General features: G+C 75.3%; 20 protein-coding genes, 2 pseudogenes and 1 riboswitch. Of the genes and pseudogenes, 13 read left to right on the top strand and 9 right to left on the bottom strand.

The window, feature by feature from the left end; translation table 11 throughout:
• The first annotated feature begins 82 nt into the window (after window positions 1–82).
• Window positions 83–736, top strand: a complete 654-nt coding sequence (locus H7A69_RS06535; protein WP_182046316.1) for an NAD(P)-dependent oxidoreductase — start codon at window positions 83–85, stop codon at window positions 734–736.
• Between the two features lie 308 nt (window positions 737–1,044).
• On the opposite strand, the gene H7A69_RS06530 is transcribed toward H7A69_RS06535, so the two are convergent.
• Window positions 1,045–2,370: an MFS transporter gene (locus tag H7A69_RS06530; protein ID WP_182046315.1), complete on the bottom strand. Its 1,326-nt coding sequence runs from the start codon at window positions 2,368–2,370 to the stop codon at window positions 1,045–1,047.
• Between the two features lie 148 nt (window positions 2,371–2,518).
• On the opposite strand from H7A69_RS06530, the gene H7A69_RS06525 reads away from it, so the two are divergent.
• Entirely contained in the window at window positions 2,519–3,376 is an 858-nt protein-coding gene (locus H7A69_RS06525; protein WP_069711201.1) for a LysR substrate-binding domain-containing protein, read from the top strand.
• A gap of 44 nt (window positions 3,377–3,420) precedes the next feature.
• Here H7A69_RS06525 and H7A69_RS06520 read toward each other — a convergent pair whose 3' ends face one another.
• Together H7A69_RS06520 and H7A69_RS06515 are read right to left on the bottom strand one after the other, a co-directional pair.
• The gene (locus H7A69_RS06520; RefSeq protein WP_182046314.1) at window positions 3,421–4,560 is read right to left on the bottom strand and encodes a hypothetical protein; all 1,140 of its coding nucleotides are present in this window, start codon (window positions 4,558–4,560) and stop codon (window positions 3,421–3,423) included.
• 163 nt (window positions 4,561–4,723) lie between these two features.
• Window positions 4,724–5,371, bottom strand: coding sequence for an NADPH-dependent F420 reductase (locus H7A69_RS06515; RefSeq protein WP_182046313.1), 648 nt, complete (start codon window positions 5,369–5,371; stop codon window positions 4,724–4,726).
• A gap of 41 nt (window positions 5,372–5,412) precedes the next feature.
• Between H7A69_RS06515 and H7A69_RS06510 the strand changes: the two genes are divergently transcribed.
• The 4 genes from H7A69_RS06510 (at window position 5,413) to H7A69_RS06495 (ending at window position 7,324) form a co-directional block, all read left to right on the top strand.
• On the top strand, window positions 5,413–5,724 hold the full coding sequence (locus tag H7A69_RS06510; RefSeq protein ID WP_353062841.1) for a GNAT family N-acetyltransferase: 312 nt from the start codon (window positions 5,413–5,415) through the stop codon (window positions 5,722–5,724).
• Window positions 5,725–5,779: 55 nt separating this feature from the next.
• Window positions 5,780–6,241, top strand: a complete 462-nt coding sequence (locus tag H7A69_RS06505) for a VOC family protein (protein ID WP_182046311.1) — start codon at window positions 5,780–5,782, stop codon at window positions 6,239–6,241.
• 88 nt (window positions 6,242–6,329) lie between these two features.
• Window positions 6,330–6,818 carry a MarR family winged helix-turn-helix transcriptional regulator gene (locus H7A69_RS06500; RefSeq protein WP_182046310.1) on the top strand — a complete coding sequence of 163 codons (489 nt, stop codon included), beginning with the start codon at window positions 6,330–6,332 and terminating at the stop codon, window positions 6,816–6,818.
• Window positions 6,815–7,324 (top strand): metallophosphoesterase family protein, encoded by a 510-nt coding sequence (locus H7A69_RS06495; protein WP_182046309.1) that lies wholly within the window; start codon window positions 6,815–6,817, stop codon window positions 7,322–7,324. Before H7A69_RS06500 ends, H7A69_RS06495 begins: the two co-directional genes overlap by 4 nt.
• Window positions 7,325–7,512: 188 nt before the next feature.
• Here the strand turns inward: H7A69_RS06495 and H7A69_RS17425 are convergent.
• The 4 genes and pseudogenes from H7A69_RS17425 to thiM all read right to left on the bottom strand — a co-directional run.
• Window positions 7,513–7,737, bottom strand: a pseudogene (locus tag H7A69_RS17425) (bifunctional hydroxymethylpyrimidine kinase/phosphomethylpyrimidine kinase); the annotation flags it as partial.
• 119 nt (window positions 7,738–7,856) lie between these two features.
• Window positions 7,857–8,867: pseudogene (thiD, locus tag H7A69_RS06490) on the bottom strand (bifunctional hydroxymethylpyrimidine kinase/phosphomethylpyrimidine kinase); the annotation flags it as partial.
• Between the two features lie 17 nt (window positions 8,868–8,884).
• Window positions 8,885–9,553 (bottom strand): thiamine phosphate synthase, encoded by a 669-nt coding sequence (gene thiE / locus H7A69_RS06485; protein WP_182046308.1) that lies wholly within the window; start codon window positions 9,551–9,553, stop codon window positions 8,885–8,887.
• Complete coding sequence (thiM, locus tag H7A69_RS06480) at window positions 9,550–10,407, bottom strand: hydroxyethylthiazole kinase (RefSeq protein ID WP_182046307.1); 858 nt, start codon at window positions 10,405–10,407, stop codon at window positions 9,550–9,552. Before thiM ends, thiE begins: the two co-directional genes overlap by 4 nt.
• A riboswitch (TPP riboswitch) is annotated at window positions 10,396–10,491 on the bottom strand. (Overlaps the previous gene by 12 nt.)
• Before the next feature lie 91 nt (window positions 10,492–10,582).
• Between thiM and H7A69_RS06475 the strand changes: the two genes are divergently transcribed.
• The 3 genes from H7A69_RS06475 (at window position 10,583) to H7A69_RS06465 (ending at window position 13,600) form a co-directional block, all read left to right on the top strand.
• Window positions 10,583–11,521, top strand: coding sequence for an NUDIX domain-containing protein (locus tag H7A69_RS06475; RefSeq protein WP_182046306.1), 939 nt, complete (start codon window positions 10,583–10,585; stop codon window positions 11,519–11,521).
• Window positions 11,522–11,690: 169 nt separating this feature from the next.
• Entirely contained in the window at window positions 11,691–12,443 is a 753-nt protein-coding gene (locus H7A69_RS06470) for a phosphotransferase enzyme family protein (protein WP_182046305.1), read from the top strand.
• 209 nt (window positions 12,444–12,652) lie between these two features.
• Window positions 12,653–13,600 (top strand): J domain-containing protein, encoded by a 948-nt coding sequence (locus H7A69_RS06465; RefSeq protein WP_182046304.1) that lies wholly within the window; start codon window positions 12,653–12,655, stop codon window positions 13,598–13,600.
• A 23-nt stretch (window positions 13,601–13,623) separates the two neighbouring features.
• On the opposite strand, the gene H7A69_RS06460 is transcribed toward H7A69_RS06465, so the two are convergent.
• The gene (locus tag H7A69_RS06460; RefSeq protein WP_069711189.1) at window positions 13,624–13,986 is read right to left on the bottom strand and encodes an RNA-binding S4 domain-containing protein; all 363 of its coding nucleotides are present in this window, start codon (window positions 13,984–13,986) and stop codon (window positions 13,624–13,626) included.
• A gap of 44 nt (window positions 13,987–14,030) precedes the next feature.
• Here H7A69_RS06460 and H7A69_RS06455 point away from each other — a divergent pair, with 44 nt between their 5' ends.
• Together H7A69_RS06455 and H7A69_RS06450 are read left to right on the top strand one after the other, a co-directional pair.
• Window positions 14,031–14,291, top strand: coding sequence for a hypothetical protein (locus H7A69_RS06455; RefSeq protein ID WP_259346114.1), 261 nt, complete (start codon window positions 14,031–14,033; stop codon window positions 14,289–14,291).
• 107 nt (window positions 14,292–14,398) lie between these two features.
• Window positions 14,399–15,556, top strand: coding sequence for a hypothetical protein (locus H7A69_RS06450; protein WP_182046303.1), 1,158 nt, complete (start codon window positions 14,399–14,401; stop codon window positions 15,554–15,556).
• A 46-nt stretch (window positions 15,557–15,602) separates the two neighbouring features.
• On the opposite strand, the gene H7A69_RS06445 is transcribed toward H7A69_RS06450, so the two are convergent.
• Window positions 15,603–17,096 (bottom strand): S1C family serine protease, encoded by a 1,494-nt coding sequence (locus H7A69_RS06445; RefSeq protein WP_182046302.1) that lies wholly within the window; start codon window positions 17,094–17,096, stop codon window positions 15,603–15,605.
• 189 nt (window positions 17,097–17,285) lie between these two features.
• Here H7A69_RS06445 and H7A69_RS06440 point away from each other — a divergent pair, with 189 nt between their 5' ends.
• Both H7A69_RS06440 and H7A69_RS06435 read left to right on the top strand, forming a co-directional pair.
• Window positions 17,286–18,338, top strand: coding sequence for a FecCD family ABC transporter permease (locus H7A69_RS06440; RefSeq protein WP_069711186.1), 1,053 nt, complete (start codon window positions 17,286–17,288; stop codon window positions 18,336–18,338).
• Window positions 18,335–19,315 carry a FecCD family ABC transporter permease gene (locus H7A69_RS06435; protein ID WP_182046301.1) on the top strand — a complete coding sequence of 327 codons (981 nt, stop codon included), beginning with the start codon at window positions 18,335–18,337 and terminating at the stop codon, window positions 19,313–19,315. The genes H7A69_RS06440 and H7A69_RS06435 overlap by 4 nt, the downstream gene beginning before the upstream one ends.
• The last annotated feature ends 572 nt before the right edge of the window (window positions 19,316–19,887 follow it).

Here is a 19,887-nt window from a genome sequence, read left to right as displayed (position 1 = left end):
CGTTACGCACCGAGAGGTGCCTACTTCCCGGGAGAGAGTAACGCGAGTACGGTCGGGTCCACCAGTCACGAGAGGACCCCACATGACCAGCATCGTCGTCTTCGGCGGCACCGGGTACGCCGGCTCCGCCATCGTCCGCGAGGCCCTGGCCCGCGGCATCGCCGTCACCGCCGTCGCCCGCGACACCTCCAAGCTCGACGCCGCCGAGGGCCTCACCCTCGCGCAGGGCGACGCCTTCGACGCCTCCTTCGTGGCCGACGTCACGAAGGACGCCGACGTCGTCATCGTCTCGCTGTCGGCGGTCCAGGCGGACGGCAGTGAGCTCAAGGACAAGTTCCAGCACTTCGTCGACGCGGCGACCGCTGCCGGAGCACGGCTCGGCATCGTCGGTGGCGCGGGCTCGCTGCTCGTCGCCGAGGGCGGCCCGGCGCTCGTCGACACGGCCGAGTTCCCGGACGAGGTCAAGCCCGAGGCGAAGAGCCACGGCAAGATCCTCGAGGCGCTCCGCGCGGGCGACTACACCGGCGACGTCGACTGGTTCTACGTGAGCCCGGCCGCGGCCTTCGGCAGCTGGAACCCCGGCGAGCGGAAGGGCACCTACCGCACGACGGACGACCTGCTCCTCACCGACGCCGAGGGCAACTCGGACATCTCCGGCGCGGACTACGCGATCGCCGTCGTCGACGAGGTCGAGCGCCCGGCACACCACCGCGCGCGCTTCGGCGTCGCGTACTGACGCTCCCGGCGCTGCCTCGGCGGCGTCGTCGAACCACGGAACCGACGTCGAACCAGTCCCCGCGGCTGGTTCGACGTCGGTTCCGTGGTTCGGTTCGGTCCGGGGGCGCTCCGCAACGGCACCGCTGACGGACGGGAGGCGCGGGGCGGCCCGGCACCGCGCCTCCCGTCCGGCGGGTGGTGCGGCGTGCTCCGGCACCACGGCAGGCACGTCGCGCCACGTCGTCCCGTGGCGCGACGTGCCTCGCGTTGGTCCTGCCGCCGCAGCGCGCGCGGCAGCACGCGGCGCCGCGCGCTGCCGCGGCAGCGCTACCGGTGCCCGACGATCGCGGGGACCGGCAGGTGGTGCCGCATCCGGACCGCCAGGTGCAGCCCGCCGCGCCGCGCGAGCACGAGCCCGACGACGACCGCCGCCACCGCGGGCACGCCCCCGGCGACGACCATCCCGACGTGCGCCCCGAAGTGGTCGACGACCTGGCCCATGACCGGACCACCGATCGCCTGGCCGCCGAGCAGCACGAGCACGTAGAGCGACATCACCCGACCGCGGATCGCCACGTTCGACGACAGCTGCACGAGCGAGTTCGAGGCCGTCATGAAGAGCAGCTGCGACATGCCGACGGCCACCAGCGCGGCCGTGAACGGTGCGATCACCGGGATCGAGCCGGACAGCACGAGCAGCACGCCCGTCCAGAAGACCCCGCCGACGATGGTCCGCAGCCGGACGACCGCGCGCCGGGTCGACAGCAGCGCCCCGGCCAGCGCACCGACCGCGACCGCGGAGTTGAAGACGCCGTAGCCGCCGGCGCCGACGTCGTACACCTCGGAGGCGAAGGCGGACAGCAGCACCGGCATCGTCAGCGCGAAGACCGAGAAGAACGCCATGAGGACGACCGGCACCAGGATCGTCGGCTTCCGCACGGCGTAGCGCAGCCCCTCGACGAGCTGGCCCTTCGAGCGCGGCGCGGGCGGTGTCCGGTGCAGGTCGGCGGTGCGGAGGAACCCGAGCGTCACGACCACCGCGACGCAGGCGACGGCGTTCACCCCGAAGGACCACCCGGCGCCGACGGCGACGAGGAGGGCACCCGAGAGGGCCGGGCCGATCATGCCGCCGAGCTGGAACACGCTCGAGTTCACGCTGATGGCGTTCCGCAGGTGCTGGTGCCCGACGATCTCGGTGACGAAGACCTGGCGGGCGGGGTTGTCGATCACGGTGACCACGCCGACCAGGAACGCGATGACCCAGATGTGCCACGCCTCGACCACCCCGGTGAGCGTGAGCACGGCGAGCAGCGCGGAGAGCAGGGCGAAGGCCCCCTGCGTGATCATCATGAGCGCCCGCTTCGAGAACCGGTCGACGAGCACCCCGCCCCAGAGCCCGAACAGCAGCATCGGCGCGAACTGGCAGGCGACGGTGATGCCGACCTGCGCGACCGACCCGGTGAGTTGCAGGACGAGCCAGTCCTGGGCGATGCGCTGCATCCACCCGGCGGTCATCGCGACGAGGTTCGTCGCGGTGAACAGGCGGAAGTTCGGTACGGACAGGGCGATGAGCGTGTGGCGCCACGGCGGTCGGTCGGCCTGGATCGGGAGCGGTTCGGTGGGTGGGGGGAGGGTCGTCGATGACGCACTCACGATGGTGGGGCTCCGGATCGTCGGGGGCGGTTTCGTTCCCCTGCGAAACTACGTGGTGCCGACCCATTCGACACCCCTATGGTGGCTATCAGTCCATTGCGATGTCGAATGGCCGGTCGGACGACCCGGTCCCGACGGGAGGTCCACCGTGCTCGACCCGGTCCTGCTCCGCACGTTCCTCGCGGTCGCCGAGACCGGCAGCTTCACGCTCGCCGGTCAGCGCCTCGGCATCAGCCAGCCGACGGTCTCGCAGCACGTCCGGCGGCTCGAGACGGCGGTCGCCCGCACCCTCGTCGCCCGGGACACCCGAGGGGTCGCGCTCACCGACAACGGCGACGCGATGGCCGGTTTCGCACGGTCGATCCTCGCGGCGCACGCGACGGCCGACGCCTACTTCTCGGGTGCGGCGACCCGGGGCCGTCTGCGCTTCGGGGCGGCGGACGACCTCGCGATCACCCAGCTGCCGCGGATCCTGCGCGACTTCCGCCGCCTGCACCCGCAGGTCAACCTCGAGCTCACGGTGAACCAGTCCGCGCCGCTGCTCCGCCGGGTGCACGCGGGCCAGCTCGACCTGGTGTTCATCAAGCAGACCGCGGGGGAGTCCGCCGAGGGCACGCGCGTGGCCACCGACCAGATGGTGTGGATGGCGCAGGACGGCATCGCGCTCGAGCGGGACGAACCCGTCCCGCTGATCGCCTACCAGGCGCCGAGCATCAGCCGGCAGATGGCGATCGACGCCCTCGAGGCCGCGGGGCGCACGTGGCGGATCACCTGCAACACGCGCGACGTCAACGGGGTGCTCGCCGCCGTGCGGGCCGGCATCGGCGTCGCGGTCTTCCCGCACTCGCTCATCCCGGCCGATCTCGTCAAGGTCTCGCAGCGCCTGTCGCTGCCGGACCTGCCCGCCGTCGACTACGTGCTCATCGCCAACCCGACGGTGCAGCGGGAGCCGATCGACGCCCTGACGAGCGCGATCCTGTCACGCGGGGTCGTCCGCGCGGTCTGACACGCGCTGTGACGCGCGGTGTCGTAAGCGGATCCGCCTGCGCCCTACGGCGCGACCGTCGGCACGACGCCGGTACCGGTGAGGTCCGGCAGCGTCACGCCGGCGAGCGGCAGGAGCGCCGTCGCGAGCGCCCAGAGCAGCACGAGCGTGCCCACCCCGCCGAGCACGGCGCCGAGCAGGGCGACCGGTCGCTGCCACGCCGCCGAGGAACTGCGCAGCGCCGTCCCCGACAGCATGAGGGCCAGCACGCCGAGCACCAGCCCGGTGGCGTGCAGGGTCGCCGGGGCGGTGAACCACCAGGCGGCCAGCCCGAGTGCACCCGCGCCGGTCACTGCGCCGAGGACGGCGGCCGGGGTGGCACCGATCGCGGTCCGGCTGCGGTCACGGGACGCTCGACCCGCGGCCGGGAGGCCCGTCGCGCCCTGGTCGGGTCCGCTCGCCTCCGCCTCGGTCGGATCCACCGACGGTGTTCCGGCCTCGTCGTCGGCCGTGGCCGTGTCCGCGGGGGCGGCGGAGCCGTCCGCGGTGCTCGGCGACTGCGACTGCGGTGTCGGTGCCAGCGGAGCGATGATCGCGTCGAACGGCGTCGTCGCGGGGTCGGTCACGACGGGCTGCGGCGCCTGCTGCCGGGCGAAGCGCGCGGGCGTCCGGTAGCCGATCGGTCCCGAGGGCTCCGGCTCGGTGCCCTCGACGACGACGTGCTCGAGACCGGGCACCGAGAAGCGCGGCTGCCCGACGACCGGGGCGGCCGGCGGAGCGGGTCGTGCCGCGACCGGGTGCGTGACGGCGGGTTGCGTCGGGTCGGTCGGGGGCGTCAGCGGTGCACCGGTGGCCTCGGCGGGCGACACGGGCAGCGGGGCGGTGTCGAACGGTGCGACCTGCACGGCGGGGGACGTGGGGGCCGGCGGGAGCAGGTGCTCCTGCGGCGGGTAGTCGGGCACGACGACGTCGCCGTCCGGCAGCGGACCGGTCAGGACCCCGGGCAGCGTGCCGGCGGGCGCGACCGTCGCGACGGCGGCGGGTGCGGGACCGTCGGCGACCGTGTCGGCGGCCGACGGGTGCGCGGCGGAGGTGGGACGGGCCTCCCGGCCGACGTCCCCGGTCGTGTCCTCCGGGGGCGCGACGACCCACGCGGGGACCGCTCGACGCGGCCGGTCCCGGTCCGACATGCGGTGCAGCGCCACTTCCGTGCTCCCTCGGTCTGCTGATCCATCGTCAGTTCTATCCGTCTGCATGCACCGGGGCGCAGCCCCAGTTCCGGGGGTGTGTCCGGAAGACGTCACGGGCGGCCCCGCACGGCGCCGTCCGGCTGTGCGGAGCCGCCCGGGGCTCCTGGTGCTGCGGCGACTACATGTCGCGGTAGCGCTTCGCCTCGGCGAGCTTCGCGCGCAGTTCGTCAGCCGTGAAGCGCGTCACGTAGCCGGGGGTGTCGCGCTGGATGCGCCACCCCTCGGCGAGCGGACCGGCGTCGACGACGTCGAAGCCGAACGCGTCGATCAGGTCGGACACGACGCGCTTGGCGTCGGCGTCGTCACCGGCGACGACGAGCGCGCGACGGTCGGCGGTGCCGGCCGGGGTGGCCTCGTCGGTGAGCGCCGGCGCGGCGATGTGGTTGAACGCCTTGACGACCCGGGCACCGCGCAGGTGGTCCTGCAGGAGCTCCGCGGTCGTGGTCGTCTCGTCGTCGAGCGCCGCGATGTGACCGTCGCGCTGCGGGTAGTAGTTGTTCGTGTCCACGACGACCTTGCCGACGAGGGGCTCGACGGGGATCGTCTCGATCGCCGCGAGCGGGGTGGTCACGACGACGATCTCGCCGGCCGCTGCCGCCTCGTCACGGGTCGCCGCGCGGGCACCGTCGCCGAGCTCCGCGACGAGGTCCTGCAGCGTCTCCGGTCCGCGCGAGTTCGCGATCACGACCTGGTGGCCGTGCTGCACCGCGAGGCGTGCGAGCTGGGATCCGATGTTGCCTGCTCCGATGATGCCGATGGTTGTCATGGCACCGTGCAACGCGCCTCCGTGCGGCGCATTCCCCGCGGGTGCATGATGGCGCCATGGCCCACGAGTTCCGCGACGAGACCGACCGCGACCGCTACGCGATGTACGTCGACGGCGAGCTCGTGAGCGTCCTCGACCGCCGGGCCACCGACGACGCGGTGTCGTTCCCGCACACGTACACGGTGCCGTCGCACCGCGGCCACGGCTACGCGGCGCAGCTCGTCGAGCACGCCGTCGCGGACGTCGAGGCCCGCACCACCAAGCGCATCGTGCCGATGTGCTGGTTCGTCGGCAAGTGGTTCGACGAGCACCCCGACAAGGCCCACCTCCTCAGCCGCGGCACGGCGGACTGAGACCCACCCCGACCGGCCGCAGCGTCGCGGTCGGCCCGTCCCGCTCGGAGACACCATGCCGACGATCACCCCGTTCCTCTGGTACGACGACCAGGCCGAGCAGGCCGCCACGTACTACACGGAGCTCTTCCCGGACAGCCGGGTCGACAGCGTCGCCCGCACCCCCGACGGCACCGCGCTCGTCGTCGAGTTCACCCTGCTCGGCCAGCCGTACCGCGCGATGAACGGCGGCCCCGGGCACCCGCACACCGACGCCGTCTCGTTCCAGGTCGACGTCGACACGCAGGACGAGCTCGACCGGGTCTGGGACGCGCTGCTCGCCGACGGCGGTCGGCCGCTCGCCTGCGGGTGGCTCCACGACCGCTGGGGCCTGGCGTGGCAGGTGACCCCGTCGATGATGGGCGACCTGATGACCGGCGGCGGCGACCCCGACGCGAACGCCCGGGTCTTCGCCGCGATGCGCGACATGGTCAAGCTCGACATCCCGGCGCTCCAGGTCGCCGCGGCGGGCCGCTGAGTCCGACCCGAGCACGCCCGCCGGTACAGTGGCGGGACCCGACCAGCGCCGGGGACCCGGCGCCCGCAGTGACAGGCTGGAGACCGCGATGCGCAGCCCGGGCCCGGACGTCCGCAACGCCGACATCGGACGCGCCTACACGGAACTCTCGCGCATCACCCGACGCGCGAGCATCCGCGCACGCGGCGACGACCTGGTGCTCAGCGTCGTCGACCAGTCGCTCGTGGACTTCGTCGTCGAGCACCCTGGGTGCATGGCGATCGACATCGCGCGGTACCTCCGCCTGAACCGCTCGACCATCTCACGGCAGCTCTCCGGCCTGCTCGCCGCGGGCCTGGTCCGCACGACGGACGGCGGCTCGGGCAACGCGAAGCCCCTCGAGGTCACCGACGCCGGCCGCGCTGCCCTCGAGCGCTCGGTCCGGCTGCACCGGGACGCGCTCGAGGAACGGCTCGCCGAGTGGTCCGACGACGACATCGCGCTCCTCGCCGGCCTGCTCGAACGACTCGGCGCCGCCGACGAGGCGGGCCTGCCGATGCCCGCGCGGGCCTCCGAGCGGGACCCCGCCGCGTCGTGACGACCTCGTTCGTCCTGCTGTCCGACACCCACCTGCCGAAGCGCGCGAAGGACCTGCCGGCACCGCTCTGGGCCGACGTGGACACGGCGGACCTCGTCGTGCACGCGGGGGACTGGGTCGACCTCGCGACGCTCGACGCGGTGCAGGGCCGGGCCCGCCGGTTCGCGGGCGTCCGCGGCAACAACGACGGCCCGGCGTTCGACGACCGCCTGCCGCTCGTGGCGCGCTTCACCGTCGAGGACCTGCGCTGGTCGCTGGTGCACGAGACCGGTGCCGCGACCGGGCGGGAGCGCCGGGCGGACGCGGCGCACCCGGACACCGACGTGCTCGTCTTCGGGCACTCGCACATCCCGTGGGACTCCGTCGCACCGTCGGGGATGCGGCTGCTCAACCCCGGGTCGCCGACGGACCGACGGCGGCAGCCCGACCTCACCTGGATGCGCGGCACGGTCGACGGGCGCGACCTGACGGTCGAGCTGGTCCGGTTGCCGCCGGCTGCGCGCTGACGGACGGGAGGCGCGGGGCGGGCCCGCCGGGTGCCTCCCGTCCGTCCCGTGGTGCGTCCACGGCGCGGGTGCTCCGGTCAGGCCGGCTCCTCCGCCGCCTCCGACTCCGCCGCCGCGGCCTCCGTGGGCATCCGGAAGAACGCGGCCTCCCACTCGGTGGACCGGCGGAAGGCACGCGTCATCCGGCCGCGCTCGTCGGGGTCTGTCGCGGCCGCGAGCTCCTCGACGATCGCGGTCGCCTCGGCGCTCGCGGCCGCGAACCCCGGGTCGCCGTACGCCCCGAGCCAGTCCGCGAAGGGGTGTCCCTCCGGCGCCTGCCCGAGTCGGGTGCCGACCCACGCGTACACCCGGAAGCACGGCAGGACGGCGGCGGCGAGGACGGCGGCCGAACCCGAGTCGGCCGCCTCCTGCAGGTGCGCGAGGTAGCCGGCGCACTTCGGGTGGACCGGGTCCTCCGCGTGCGCGAACCCGCCAGGCGGCGGTGGTGCAGGTCGCGGGCCTCGTCCGCGCAGCCCTGCGCCGCAGCCGCCCAGGAGGTGCTCGCCGACCCGGCCGACACGTCGGCGAGCCGGGCGAGGTGCCGCTCGTAGGCCCGCAGGTAGTGGAGGTCCTGCGCGAGGTACCCGGCGAACACGTCCTCGTCGAGGGTGCCGTCGCGCAGGGCGACCAGGAAGTCGCACGCCAGGACCTCGTCGAGCGTCGCCGCCACGTCGTCCCACCAGCGGTCCGTCCAGACCACCGGCGGCCGGGCGGCACGTGCCGCCGCCCCGTGGTCGACCGGCCCGTTGCCCGTGCCGACGTGCAGGGCGTCGGCGCCGCGGAGCGCCGCGGTCAACCAGGTCTTCGCACCGCCGACCGCGAGCTCCCAGTCGCCGGCGTGCGCGGCGAGCGTCGCGATCGCGCTCGACAGGGAGCACCCGGTGCCGTGCGTGTTCGTCGTGTGGACGCGCGGCGCGGTGAAGGTCCGGGTCGTGCCGTCGGGGGCGACGAGCACGTCGTCCGCGGTCGGCCCGTGGTCGTGCCCGCCCTTCGCCAGCACCAGGACGTCCCACCGTCGGGCGACGAGCAGTGCGAGGTCGGTGGGCGTGCGTTCGATCGTCCCGGACGCTCCGGCGAGCACGGCCAGTTCGGTCAGCTCGGCCCGGTTCGGGGTGACCAGGTCGGCCAGGGCGAACAGGTCGCCCATCGCCGTCGCGGCGGACGGGTCGAGCAGCCGGTCGCCGCTCGTCGCGACCATCACCGGGTCGACGACGACCACGGGCGGACGGTGCTCGCGGAGCCACGCGGTGACGGTGCGGACGACCTCGGCGGTGCCGAGCATCCCGATCTTGACCGCATCGACGACGACGTCGTCCGACACCGCGTCGAGCTGCGCCCGCAGGAACGTCGGATCGGGGACGTGCACCGAGCGGACACCGTGCGTGTTCTGCGCGACGAGTGCCGTCACGACGCCCATGCCGTACCCGTCGAGCGCGGCGATCGCCTTGAGGTCGGCCTGCAGCCCCGCGCCGCCGGTCGGGTCGGTGCCCGCGATGCTGAGCACGCGGGGGACGCTCCCGGTCACCGGAGCGTCCACGCGTCGACGTGTGCGGCCGCGGCCGCGTAGGGGTCCGCTGCCGCGCAGATGCCGGACACGACGGCGACCCCGGCGGCGCCCGCGGCCCGCAGGGGTGCGACGTCCGCCAGCGTGATCCCGCCGATGGCCACGCACGGCACGCCGGAGCGGCGGGCCAGCGCGGCGATGTCCGCGAAGCCCGCGTGCCCGAGTGCCGGCGGGTGGTCCGCCTTCGTCGTCGTCGGGTGGACGACCCCGACCCCGAGCAGGTCGACCGTGCCGCGGGGGAGCCCCGCGACGACGGCAACGTGCGCCGGGGTGTTCGCGGTCAGCCCGACGTGGGCGTCCGGACCGAGGAGCGCCCGCGCGGCCGTCACCGGGACGTCCGACTGTCCGAGGTGCACCCCGGCCACCCGGTGTCCGCTGTGCCGTGCGGCGAGCGCGACGTCGAGGCGGTCGTCGACCACCACCGTGGCCCGGTCGCCCACGGCGTCCGCGACCGCGGCGACGAGCGCGAGCAGGTCCCGAGCGGAGGCGTCCTTGTCGCGGACCTGCACCGTCCGGACCCCGGCGGCCACGGCGGCGCGGACGACGCCGAGCACACCGAGTCCGTGGCGGTCGGCGAGCGGCCCGTCGGTCACCAGGTAGACGCCGACGTCCGTCGTGGCGCTCACGCCGACACCGCCGTCGGCTCGGTCGTGATCCGGGCCTCGCGGACCACGTCCTCGGGCGCCAGGGTCGCGAGCCGGTCGAGGAACAGCGGCTGGAAGGTGCCCGGTCCGCCGGCGTCGCGGGCGGCGAGCTCGGCCGCGATCGTGTGGACCGCGGTCGCGGCGACCGCGGCGGCACCCGGGTCCTCCGGGGCGACCGCGGTGAAGGCCGCGACCACCGCGCCGAGGGCACAGCCGCCGCCGGTGATGCGGGTCAGCAGCGGGGTGCCGTTCGCCACGCGGACCACACCCGTGCCCGGCGCGACCAGCAGGTCGACGGGACCGGACACCGCCAGGGCGCCCACGGTCCTCCCGTCCGTCGCCGCGACCGCGGCCGCACGTGCGTCGTCCGGACCCGCGGTGCTGTCGACCCCGCGCCCGCCGGCGGACCCGCCGAGGAGGGCGAGGACCTCGGACGCGTTGCCGCGGAGCACCGTCGGCCGGAGCGCGAGCAGGTCGCGGGCCAGGGCCGTGCGCACCGGCAGCGAGCCGACCGCGACGGGGTCGAGCACCCACGGGGTGCCGGCGTCGTGTGCCGCGTGCGCGGCCTCGAGCGACGCGGCACGCGGTTCGGGGTGGGGTGTCCCGGTGTTGACGAGCAGGGCGTCGGCGACCCGGGCGAACGCGCCGGCCTCGGTGGTCACGTCGACCATCGCGGCGGACGCCCCGAGCGCGAGGAGGACGTTCGCCGTGACGTTCTGCACGACGGTGTTCGTGATGCACTGCACCAGGGGGCCGCGGGCACGCACCCCCTCGAGCAGCGCGGCGGTGCGGTCGGCCCAGTCCGGGGACGGGGGTACGGGCGCAGCAGTGTGCATGGACGATCCCTTCGCGAGTACGAGCTCGAGCAGGTTCGACGGGTGTGATCTCAGCCGCTCGGTGCGGCACCCCGTGTCTCGGTCGTCACCGTACACGACGTCCCGTGACACGTCGCGCGACGTCGTGCGGGGCGGATCCGGACATCGGGCGGGTGCCGTGTGCCAGGGTTGACGGGTGCCTGCTGCGACCCCTCCCGGCCCTCCGACCGGTCCCCGCGACCCCGGCGACGCCTGGGCGTACGGCCCGGACGGGACGAAGGCCTGGGGCCGCTTCGGCGCGGCCGGGCTGCTCGTCGACGACGGGGCCGGGCGGGTGCTGCTCCAGCACCGCGTCGAGTGGAGCCACCACGGGGGCACGTGGGGGATCCCCGGCGGTGCGCGGCACCAGGGCGAGGACGCCGTCACGGCGGCGCTCCGCGAGTCCGCCGAGGAGGCGGGGGTGCCCGAGGACGGCATCGCACTCCGGCACGCGGCGGTGCTCGACCTGGGCTTCTGGACCTACACGACCGTCGTCGGACGGGCACGCGAGCCGTTCGAACCGGTGATCGCCGACCGGGAGAGCCTCGCGCTGTCCTGGGTGCCGGTCGCCGAGGTGGACGACCTGCCCCTGCACCCGGGCTTCGGGGCGTCCTGGGCGGCGCTGCGCGCATCGATCGCGACCGTGCCGCACGTGGTCGTCGACGCGGCCAACGTCGTGGGCAGCGTGCCCGACGGCTGGTGGCGCGACCGAGCGGGTGCCGCGGACCGGCTGCTGTCCGCCGTGACGGCGCTCGCCGCCGTCGGCACCGACGCGGACGGGCTGGGGCTGCCGTTCGCCCGGTGGTGGCCCCGGTGGACCGTGGTGCTCGAGGGCGCGGCACGGGCAGCGGGCGACGGCACCGACCCGGGCCGGGCCGGCGGCGTCGCGACGGGCGCCGCGGTCGAGGTCGTGCGTGCGGCGGGATCGGGCGACGACGCCGTCGTCGCGGCCACCCGGGCGGCGGTGGAGGCCGGGGACGCGCCGGTCGTCGTGGTGACGGCGGACCGCGAGCTCCGGGCGCGCGTCGAGGCCCTCGGCGCCGAGGTCCGCGGACCGGGCTGGTTCCGGGACCGGACGGCGTCCGTCGGGGCCTGAACACGACGTCACCGCGCGCGACGCCGTCCACCCCGTGCGGGACGCCGTCCGTCCCGGGGACGCACACGGTCGTGTGACGTGATGTTCACACGCCACCCGGACAGGACCGGGAGCCGGACGGATACGCTGGCACCCACGTCAACGGAGACGTACTGATCAGGAGGTCACGATGGAGCGTGTCACCAGAGCCGACGACCGCGTCCACCGCCCCGCGGGGCCCTGGACGCCCACGGTGCACCGGCTGCTCGCCCACCTGCACGAGCAGGGGTTCGTGGCGGCGCCGGAGCCCATCGCCGTCGGGGACGTCCTCGAGACGGTCACCTTCGTCCCGGGCACCGCGGGCAACTACCCGTGGAGCACCGAGATCGCGAGCGAGGCGGCCCTCGTCACGAGCGCACGACTGCTGCGGCAGTACCACGACGCCGCGGCGACCTACCCGCGGTCCGGGGACACCGACGTGTGGTCGCAGGCCGAGCGCCTGCCGGTCGAGACGATCGTGCACGGGGACTTCGCGCCGTACAACTGCGTCTACGACGGCATCGCCGCCGTGGGGCTCATCGACTTCGACACGGCGCACCCGGGCCCGCGTGTCTGGGACGTCGCGAGTGCCGTCTACCGTTTCGCGCCCTTCACGACGGGGCTCGTCGAGGGCAGCACCGCGCCGGGCCTCGACGAACGGCTCGACCGGGCGGCGGAGTTCTGCCGCGCCTACGGCCTCGACGACCGGTCGCGTGGCGTGCTCGTCGAGACGATGACCGCGTCGCTCGTCGCCCTCGTCACGACGATGGAGACCGAGGCCGCAGCCGGCAACCCCAAGTTCGTCAGCGACCTCGAGCACGGCCACGCCGACCTGTACCGGGCGGACGTCGCCTGGCTCGAGGCGCACGCCGAGGACGTCCGCGCGGCGGTCACCGCCCGCTGACCCGGGCGGATCCGGCACTCCTTCCGGACCCGTCGAGACGCCGTCGGACTGTCGAGACACCTGTGCGCCGTCGAGACGCCGTCGGAACCGGCGGCGTCTCGACCCGGGGGCGGCGTCTCGCCGGAGGAGCGGCGCGCACCGGGCCCCCCGCCAGCTCCCAGCGGGCACGCGGCGGACTCCGAAGGTGCCTCGGGTAGTGTCGTCGGGCCATGACCGACAGCCCGGCCGACGCCACCCCGTACGAGGTGCTCGGCGTCCCCTCGTCCGCCGACGACGACGCACTCCGCCGCGCGTACCGCCGGGCCGCCCGCGAGACGCACCCGGACCTCGGCGGGGACGCCCAGCGCTTCCGCCAGGTCCAGGTCGCCTGGGAGCGCATCGGCACGCCCGCAGCGCGCCGCGCCTACGACGCGGGCTCCCGCACGTCGACCCCGCAGGGCGCGTCCGGTCCGTCCGGTTCCGCGGCCTGGAGGCCCGACTCCGGCCGCGACGCCTACGCACCGCCGGCAGCGCGTCGCGACTCCCGCCCGCGTGCCCGGTCCCACGGTCACCCCGGCGGCCGGTCCCGCGAGGTCTTCCTGCAGGCCGAGCGCGAGTGGGTCGGCCTCGGCGACCCGATCGAGGACCCGTACGACCCGGCGCTCGTCCGCTCGGCACCGCGGCACATCCGTCGGCTCCTGGGCGAGGCCCTCGCCGAGGAGGCCACGGCGGCGATCGTCGCCGACATGGGCATCGGCGTGACGGTGTGGCACGACCTGGACGCCGGAGCCGAGGGGAAGCTCGACCACGCCGTCCTCACCCCGAGCGGCCTGTGGGCCGTCGAGTCCATCGACTGGGGCGCACCGGTCCGCATCGAGCACGGGGAGATCGCGGGGGAGACCCTGGCACCCGGGGAGCGCCCGGTGAAGGAGCTCGTCCGCGCCGCACGGGCGGTGCAGAAGCAGACCCGCGTCAAGTTCACCGGCCGACTGCTCGTCGTGCCGGACGCCGCGGTCGACGAGGACGTGCAGGTCGTCGGTTCGCCCCGGAAGCCGACGGCGCTCGTGGTCCGACGGAGCGCCCTCGGCCAGGTGCTCAACGGTGTCTGGTCGCCCGAGGGTTCGGTCGACGTGTTCGACGTCCGCGACCGCCTGCAGCAGACCGTCCGGTTCGTCTGAGCTGACCGTGGGCCGGACCGCGACTAGTACCCGCGGAGCTTCTCGAGGTCGCGGCGCTCCCGCTTGCTCGGGCGCCCGGCACCCGGGTCGCGCATCGGGACGAACCCCGCCTCCTCCTTCGGCAGGCGCGGCGGCGTCCGGTCCTCGAAGTGCTTCGCGGCCTCGGCGGCGCTCCCGCGCTTGACGACGATCCCGGTGACGACGACGATCCGGTCGAAGCCGTGCTGCCGCACCCGGACCTCGTCCCCGGGGCCGACCGGCTGCGCCGGCTTCGCCCGCTCGCCGTTGACCCGGACATGGCCGGCCTTGCACGCGGTGGTCGCGGCGGAGCGGGTCTTCGTGATCCGCACCGCCCAGATCCAGCTGTCGACGCGTGCCTTCTCCATGCCCCCACCCTAGGCGGGCCCGCTCGGCGTCTACGCTCGACCCCGTGCCGAAACCGCTCGAGCAGGACGCCCTCGCCCGTGCCCTCGCGCTCGGGGTCCTGCGCGACGCGGCGATCGGCGACCGGCTCGTCGTGCGCGCCCGCCACGGCGACGGTGCCCGCGACGCGCTCGGCACGCTGGCTTCCCGCTCCGCGACGACGGTGACGATCGACACCCGCCGCGGCCCCGACGAGGTCCCGCTCGCCGACGTCGTCGCCGCCAAGCCGGTCCCACCGCCACCAGCACCGCGCCGGCCCCGGCCCTGAACGACGTGCCGCCCCCGGACGACGTGTCGCCCGGCCCCTGGCCCGCAGACGACCGCGCCCGGCGAGCCGTCCCGGGCCGCGCGGTGCCCCCGACGTAGCCTCGGAGCATGGCCGTCCCCGTCCCGCTCGGCACCGAGGACCGAACCCCCCGCCTGACGCTCCACCGCCCGGACCACTGGCGCCGCGAGGACGCCCCGCGCGCGGACCTCCGGCTGACCGGCGACGACGTCGTGCTGACGGTGCGCTCCCGGCCGTCCGACCGCACGATCGCGGAGGAGCACGCCGGGCTGCTCGAACGGCTGCCCGGGTCGGTCGACGGGCTCCGGCTCATCGGGTGCGACCCGTGGACGACCGCCGGGGCACCCGCGCGCCTGGTCGAGTACGTCCGACCCGACGAGGACGGCGACGTCGCCGGCGCCCACCTGCTGTTCGTCACCGGACGGCACCGGGTCGACCTCACGGTCGAGCGGCCGCTCGCCCGGATGCTGGCGACCGACGACCTCGTCTCCGCCGTCCTCGAGTCCGTCCGCGCGACGGAGCCGACCCCGGTCCGGCCGCAGCGCGAGCTCGAGGCGCTGCCCGCCGCCGCGCCGGCCCCGCAGCTCGACGGCGTGCACCTCGGCGCCGCGGCGCTCACGACGCTCCGGAGCCTCGCCGGACGTCGGTGGAACCCGGCGCTCCTGCGGTCGCCCGCGGGCCGCGAGCTCGTGCAGACCGGTCTGGTCGGTCGGCTCGGGACGCTCCCCGAGCCGACGCAGGAGCTCCTCGCCCCCTGGGCCGACGCGGTCGAGCCGGTCACGCTGGACCAGCACCTGCCCGACGGACGGACCACGCGCCTCCAGGCCTGGTCGGAGACCGTCGTGGACGGCACCGACGAGACGGGCGGGACGGTCGCCCGGCTCCCCGCCGAGCAGGTGGTCGCGGTGGCGGCCGGGAGGCTCGGCATCCGTCCGACGTGGACCTTCCCGTTCCGCACGGGGTCGGTCCCGTCCGACCTGCTCGCCCGCCGGACGGGGACGGCCGGCACCGGGACCGACCTGCCGGCGGCCCTCGCCGCGGAGGACCCCCGGCTCGCGCGCTTCTGGGCGGCTCCGTGGACGGTGTCGTCGCTCCGGCGTCCCGGGCGGCCGGAGCCCGTCGTCGTCGTGCACGCCGAGGGCATCGGCTTCGCGCGCGTCGGACGCACGACGGCCGGGGAGACCTCCCTGCGGACGGACTCCCCGGCCAACGTGTACCGGTCGGTGGTGCGGGCGCTGCTGGGCTGAACCCGCTGCCGGGCTCGCCCGCTGTCCGGCTCGCCCCGCTGTCGGGCTAGGCCGCCGGACCGGCGGTCAGCGTGACGGTCACGGTCTTCGCTGCGCCGCTGGCGTCGGTGTACCCGACGACGACCCGGTCGCCCACCGCGTGCGACTGCACCGCCGCGGTCAGCGCGTCGCTGCTGGCGACCGCCGTGCCGTCGAGGCTCGTGATGGTGTCGCCGGCGACGAGCCCGGCCGCGGCGGCGCCGGATCCCTCGACCGTGCCCGCCACCGCCACGCCGCCGCCGGTCTGCGTCGTGCCGCTCGACCCGACCTGCACGCCGAGGAACGCCGGCAGGCCGATGGTGATCGTGTCCGAGGACTCCCCGGCCAGGATCTTGTCGGCGATCGCCTTCGCGGTCGTGATCGGGATCGCGTACCCGGTGACCTCGGCCGAGCCCGAGGACGCCGCCGTGGCCATGCCGACGACCTCGCCCTCGCTGTCGAGCACCGGGCCGCCGGAGTCACCCGACACGATGTCGGCCGCCACCTGGATGAGGCCCTGCAGCGACTCGGTCCCGGTGCCGGACTCGCTCTGCACCTGGATGTCCTGGTCGAGCGCCGTCACCGTCCCCGCCGCGGCCACGAGGTTCCCGGTGCCCTCCGCGTTGCCGACGTCCGTCACGGCGTCGCCGGTCGCCGGCTCGCCGTCGTCGTCGAGCGTGACCGTCGACAGGCCCGAGGCGTCCTCGAGCTTGAGGACCGCGACGTCGTGCGTCGCGTCCGTCCCGACGACCTGCGCGCGGTACTCCTTGCCCGTGGTCTCGTCGGTGACCGTGATGCTCGTGGCGCCCTGCACCACGTGGTTGTTCGTCAGGACGGTGCCGTCGGACGTCAGCACCATCCCGGTGCCCGCGGCCTGGGACGACGTGTCGTAGTTCAACACCGTGTCGATCGTGACGACGCCCCGCTTCTGTGCGGCCGTCGCGGGGGTCGCCGCGGACTCGGTGGTGCCCGTCCCCGTGCCGCCGCTGCCGGTGCTGCCGTCCCCGGTGCTCCCGTCCCCGAGTCCGCCGGTCCCGCCGCCGTACCCGGGGACGGTGAAGCCGTTCGTGCCGCCGCCCGTCCCGCTCCCACCGCCGGGCAGGGTCGTGGAGCCCTGCGACTGGCTCGAGGTCGTGGTCGTGCCGTGCGAGGAGAGCCCGAGCGCGGTCCCGCCCGCGGCGCCGATGATCGCGAGGGCGGCGACGCCCGAGCCGATCAGGAGCCCGAGGCGACGGGGACGCCCCGCCCCCGGGTGGTTCGCCGCCGCCGCTCCGGCGGTCCACGCGGTCTGCGGGGTGCCGGTCCCGCCCAGTGCACTCCCGCCCAGCGCACTGCTGCCGAGCAGGTACGGCCCGCGGCCGTCCGGCGTGTAGGCGTAGGGGCCGGAACCGTCGGGGCCGTAGAGGTACGGGCCGCTGCCGTCGAAGGCGTACGCCGGCCGGAGGGTCGTGCGGTCGGCGTGCGGGGCCTCCCAGGCGGGGCCGTCGGTCGCGCGCTGGTCGTCGGCGGGGTTCTCGTTCATCGGTGCTCTCCGGTCGTCCCTCGACCACCCGTGGGGTGTCGATCCGTTCCTCGACGACCCGGGCGGGCGTCGACGGAGACCAGTACAGGACTCGAACCCATGACGACCCTATGAACGAGCCCGGCGGGTGCTCAGGGGTTCCTCGGGGCCCGCCGTGCGACGGTCGCGGTTAGGCTTGCCTGACCTCCCATGCGCGCGTCGTCCCCCCGAACCCCCGTCCTGCGACCCCGACCGGAGCCGGCGTCCCGCTCCCGGCTCGTCGGCGCCGCGGTGGTCGCCGTCGTCGCGCTGGCCGTGGCCGTCGCCCTGTCGATCGCGTTCGGCTCCCGGCCGATCCCGCTCGGGACGGTGCTCGACGCCGTGCTGCACCCGGGCCGGCAGGACGACGTCGGCCTCATCGTCCTCGGCAACCGCGTGCCCCGGACCGTCGTCGGCCTCCTCGCCGGAGCCGCCCTCGGTGTCGCGGGCGCGGTGATGCAGGGCGTCACCAGGAACCCGCTGGCCGACCCGAGCATCCTCGGCATCAACGCCGGTGCGGCGCTCGCGGTCGTCGTCGGCATCGCGGTCTTCGGGATCAGCGGCACCGCGGCCTACCTGCCGTTCGCCTTCGTCGGTGCCGGCCTCGCCGCGCTGCTCGTCTACGCGGTCGCGGCGGTGGCCCGACGCGGGTTGTCGCCCGTCGGGCTGGCCCTCGCCGGGGCGGTCGTCGCCGCGGCGCTCTCGTCCGTCACGACCGCCGTCCTCGTGTCGAGCCAGAGCCTCCTCGACCAGCTGCGCTTCTGGCAGGTCGGGGCGCTCGCCGGGAAGGACCTCGGCACCGCCGGGGTCATCGCCGTCCCGGTGCTCGTCGGGCTGGTGGTCGCCGTCGGGCTCGGCCGCTCGCTCAACACGCTCGCGCTCGGCGACGAGCTCGCGGCGTCCCTCGGGCAGCGCGTCGTGCTCGTGCGGATCGTCGGCGGGGTCGTGACGGTCCTGCTGGCCGGTTCCGCCGTCGCCGCGGCCGGACCGGTCGCGTTCGTCGGCCTCGCGGTCCCGCACGCCGTCCGTCGACTGAGCGGACCCGACCAGCGCTGGACGATCCTCCTGTCCGCCCTCGTCGCGCCCGCGCTCCTGCTCGTCGCCGACGTGATCGGCCGCGTCGTCGCGTACCCGGGGGAGCTGCAGGTCGGGATCGTCACCGCGCTCATCGGCGCACCCGTGTTCATCTGGCTGGTCCGCTCGCGGGTGGTGACCGGCCTGTGAGCGCCGTCCGCCGCGAGGTCACCGTCCTCGGTGCGGTCCTCCTGCTGCTCGTCGCCCTGGTGCTCGTCGGCCTCGGGGTCGGGGAGATCCCGCTCTCGCCGCTGCAGGTGGCCGGTGCCCTCGTCGGGCACGGCGACACCGTCTCGGACTTCGTCGTGGGGCAGCTCCGCGGGCCCCGCGTCGCAGGAGCCGTGCTCGTCGGCGCGGCCCTCGGTGCGGCGGGCGGCATCGTGCAGAGCGTCGTCCGGAACCCGATCGCCAGCCCCGACGTCATCGGCATCACCTCCGGGGCGAGCGCCTCCGGGTTGACCGCGATCGTCCTCTTCGGGGCCAGCGGCGGTGCGTTGTTCGGGTCCGTGGTCGTCGGTGCCGTCCTCGTCTCGGTCGTGATCGCAGCCCTGTCCTGGCGCCGGGGCATCACCGGCAACCGCGTGGTGCTCGTCGGCATCGGGGTCGCGGCGATCTGCCTGAGCATCACCGGGTGGATGCTGACGTCCGGCACCGTCCAGCAGGCGGGCACGGCGCTCCTGTGGTTGTCCGGCAGCCTCAACGCCGTGGACCGCACGCTCGTCGGCGTGCTCGGGGTCGCCGTCGTCGTGCTCCTCGCCGCGGCGCTCGTGCAGTCCCGTCGCCTCACCGTCCTCGCGCTCGGGGACGAGGTCGCCGCCGCCCTCGGGCTCCGGCCGGACCGCGCCAAGGTCCTGCTCCTGCTCACCGCCGTCTGCCTGACCGCCGGCGCGGTCGCGACCGCGGGCCCGGTCGCGTTCGTCGCGCTGATGGCGGCACCGGTCGCCCGGCGGCTCGTCGGGAACGGTCGCGTCGCGCTCGGGGCCGTCGCCGCGGTCGGCGCGGTGATCACGCTGGCGAGCGACCTGCTGGCGCAGTTCGCGATCCCGGGCAACGCGCTGCCCGTCGGGGTCGTCACGGGTGTCGTGGGGGCGCCGTACCTGCTCTGGTTGCTGGCTCGCGGCCGGTAGGCGTGGCGGGGGCCCTTCCGCCCGCTCGCTAGCCCGGTGCTCCCGGGCGTCCCTGGTGCTTCCGGGCGTACCCGGCGGTGCGGGACCACCAGGTACGCCCGTTCCCGCATTTCACGACACCTGTTCTGGGAAGGAACGGGCGCACGGTCGGACGGGAGGCGCGGGACCAGCCCGCACCGCGCCTCCCGTCCGTCAGGTGGTCGCGTCAGGCCGCCCGCCTGGTGCTTCCGGGCGTACTCGGTGCTTCCGGGCGTACCCGGCGGTGCAGGACCACCAGGTACGCCCGTTCCCGCATCCCACAGCACCTGTTCTGGGAAGGAACGGGCGCACGGGCGGGGGCAGGACCGACAGGTACGCCCGTGCCGGCAGCCACGAGCACCTGGTCGGGGCAGCGACGGGCGACGCGGCGACCGGGCGTCGCGGGAGCGGCCCGCACCGGGGCTCCCGCCCGTCAGGTGGTCGCGTCAGGGCGCGCGTGCTTTGCGCGCCTGCGCGGACCCGCGCGGCGTCACGCGATGCCGCCCCGCGCGGCGCGATCCCGCACACGACCGACCAGACCCCCCGTTCGGGTG

It is taken from the genome of Curtobacterium sp. ME26 (assembly GCF_903970945.1).
Taxonomy (GTDB): domain Bacteria; phylum Actinomycetota; class Actinomycetes; order Actinomycetales; family Microbacteriaceae; genus Curtobacterium; species Curtobacterium citri.
This window is presented reverse-complemented; position numbering and strand designations above follow the sequence as displayed.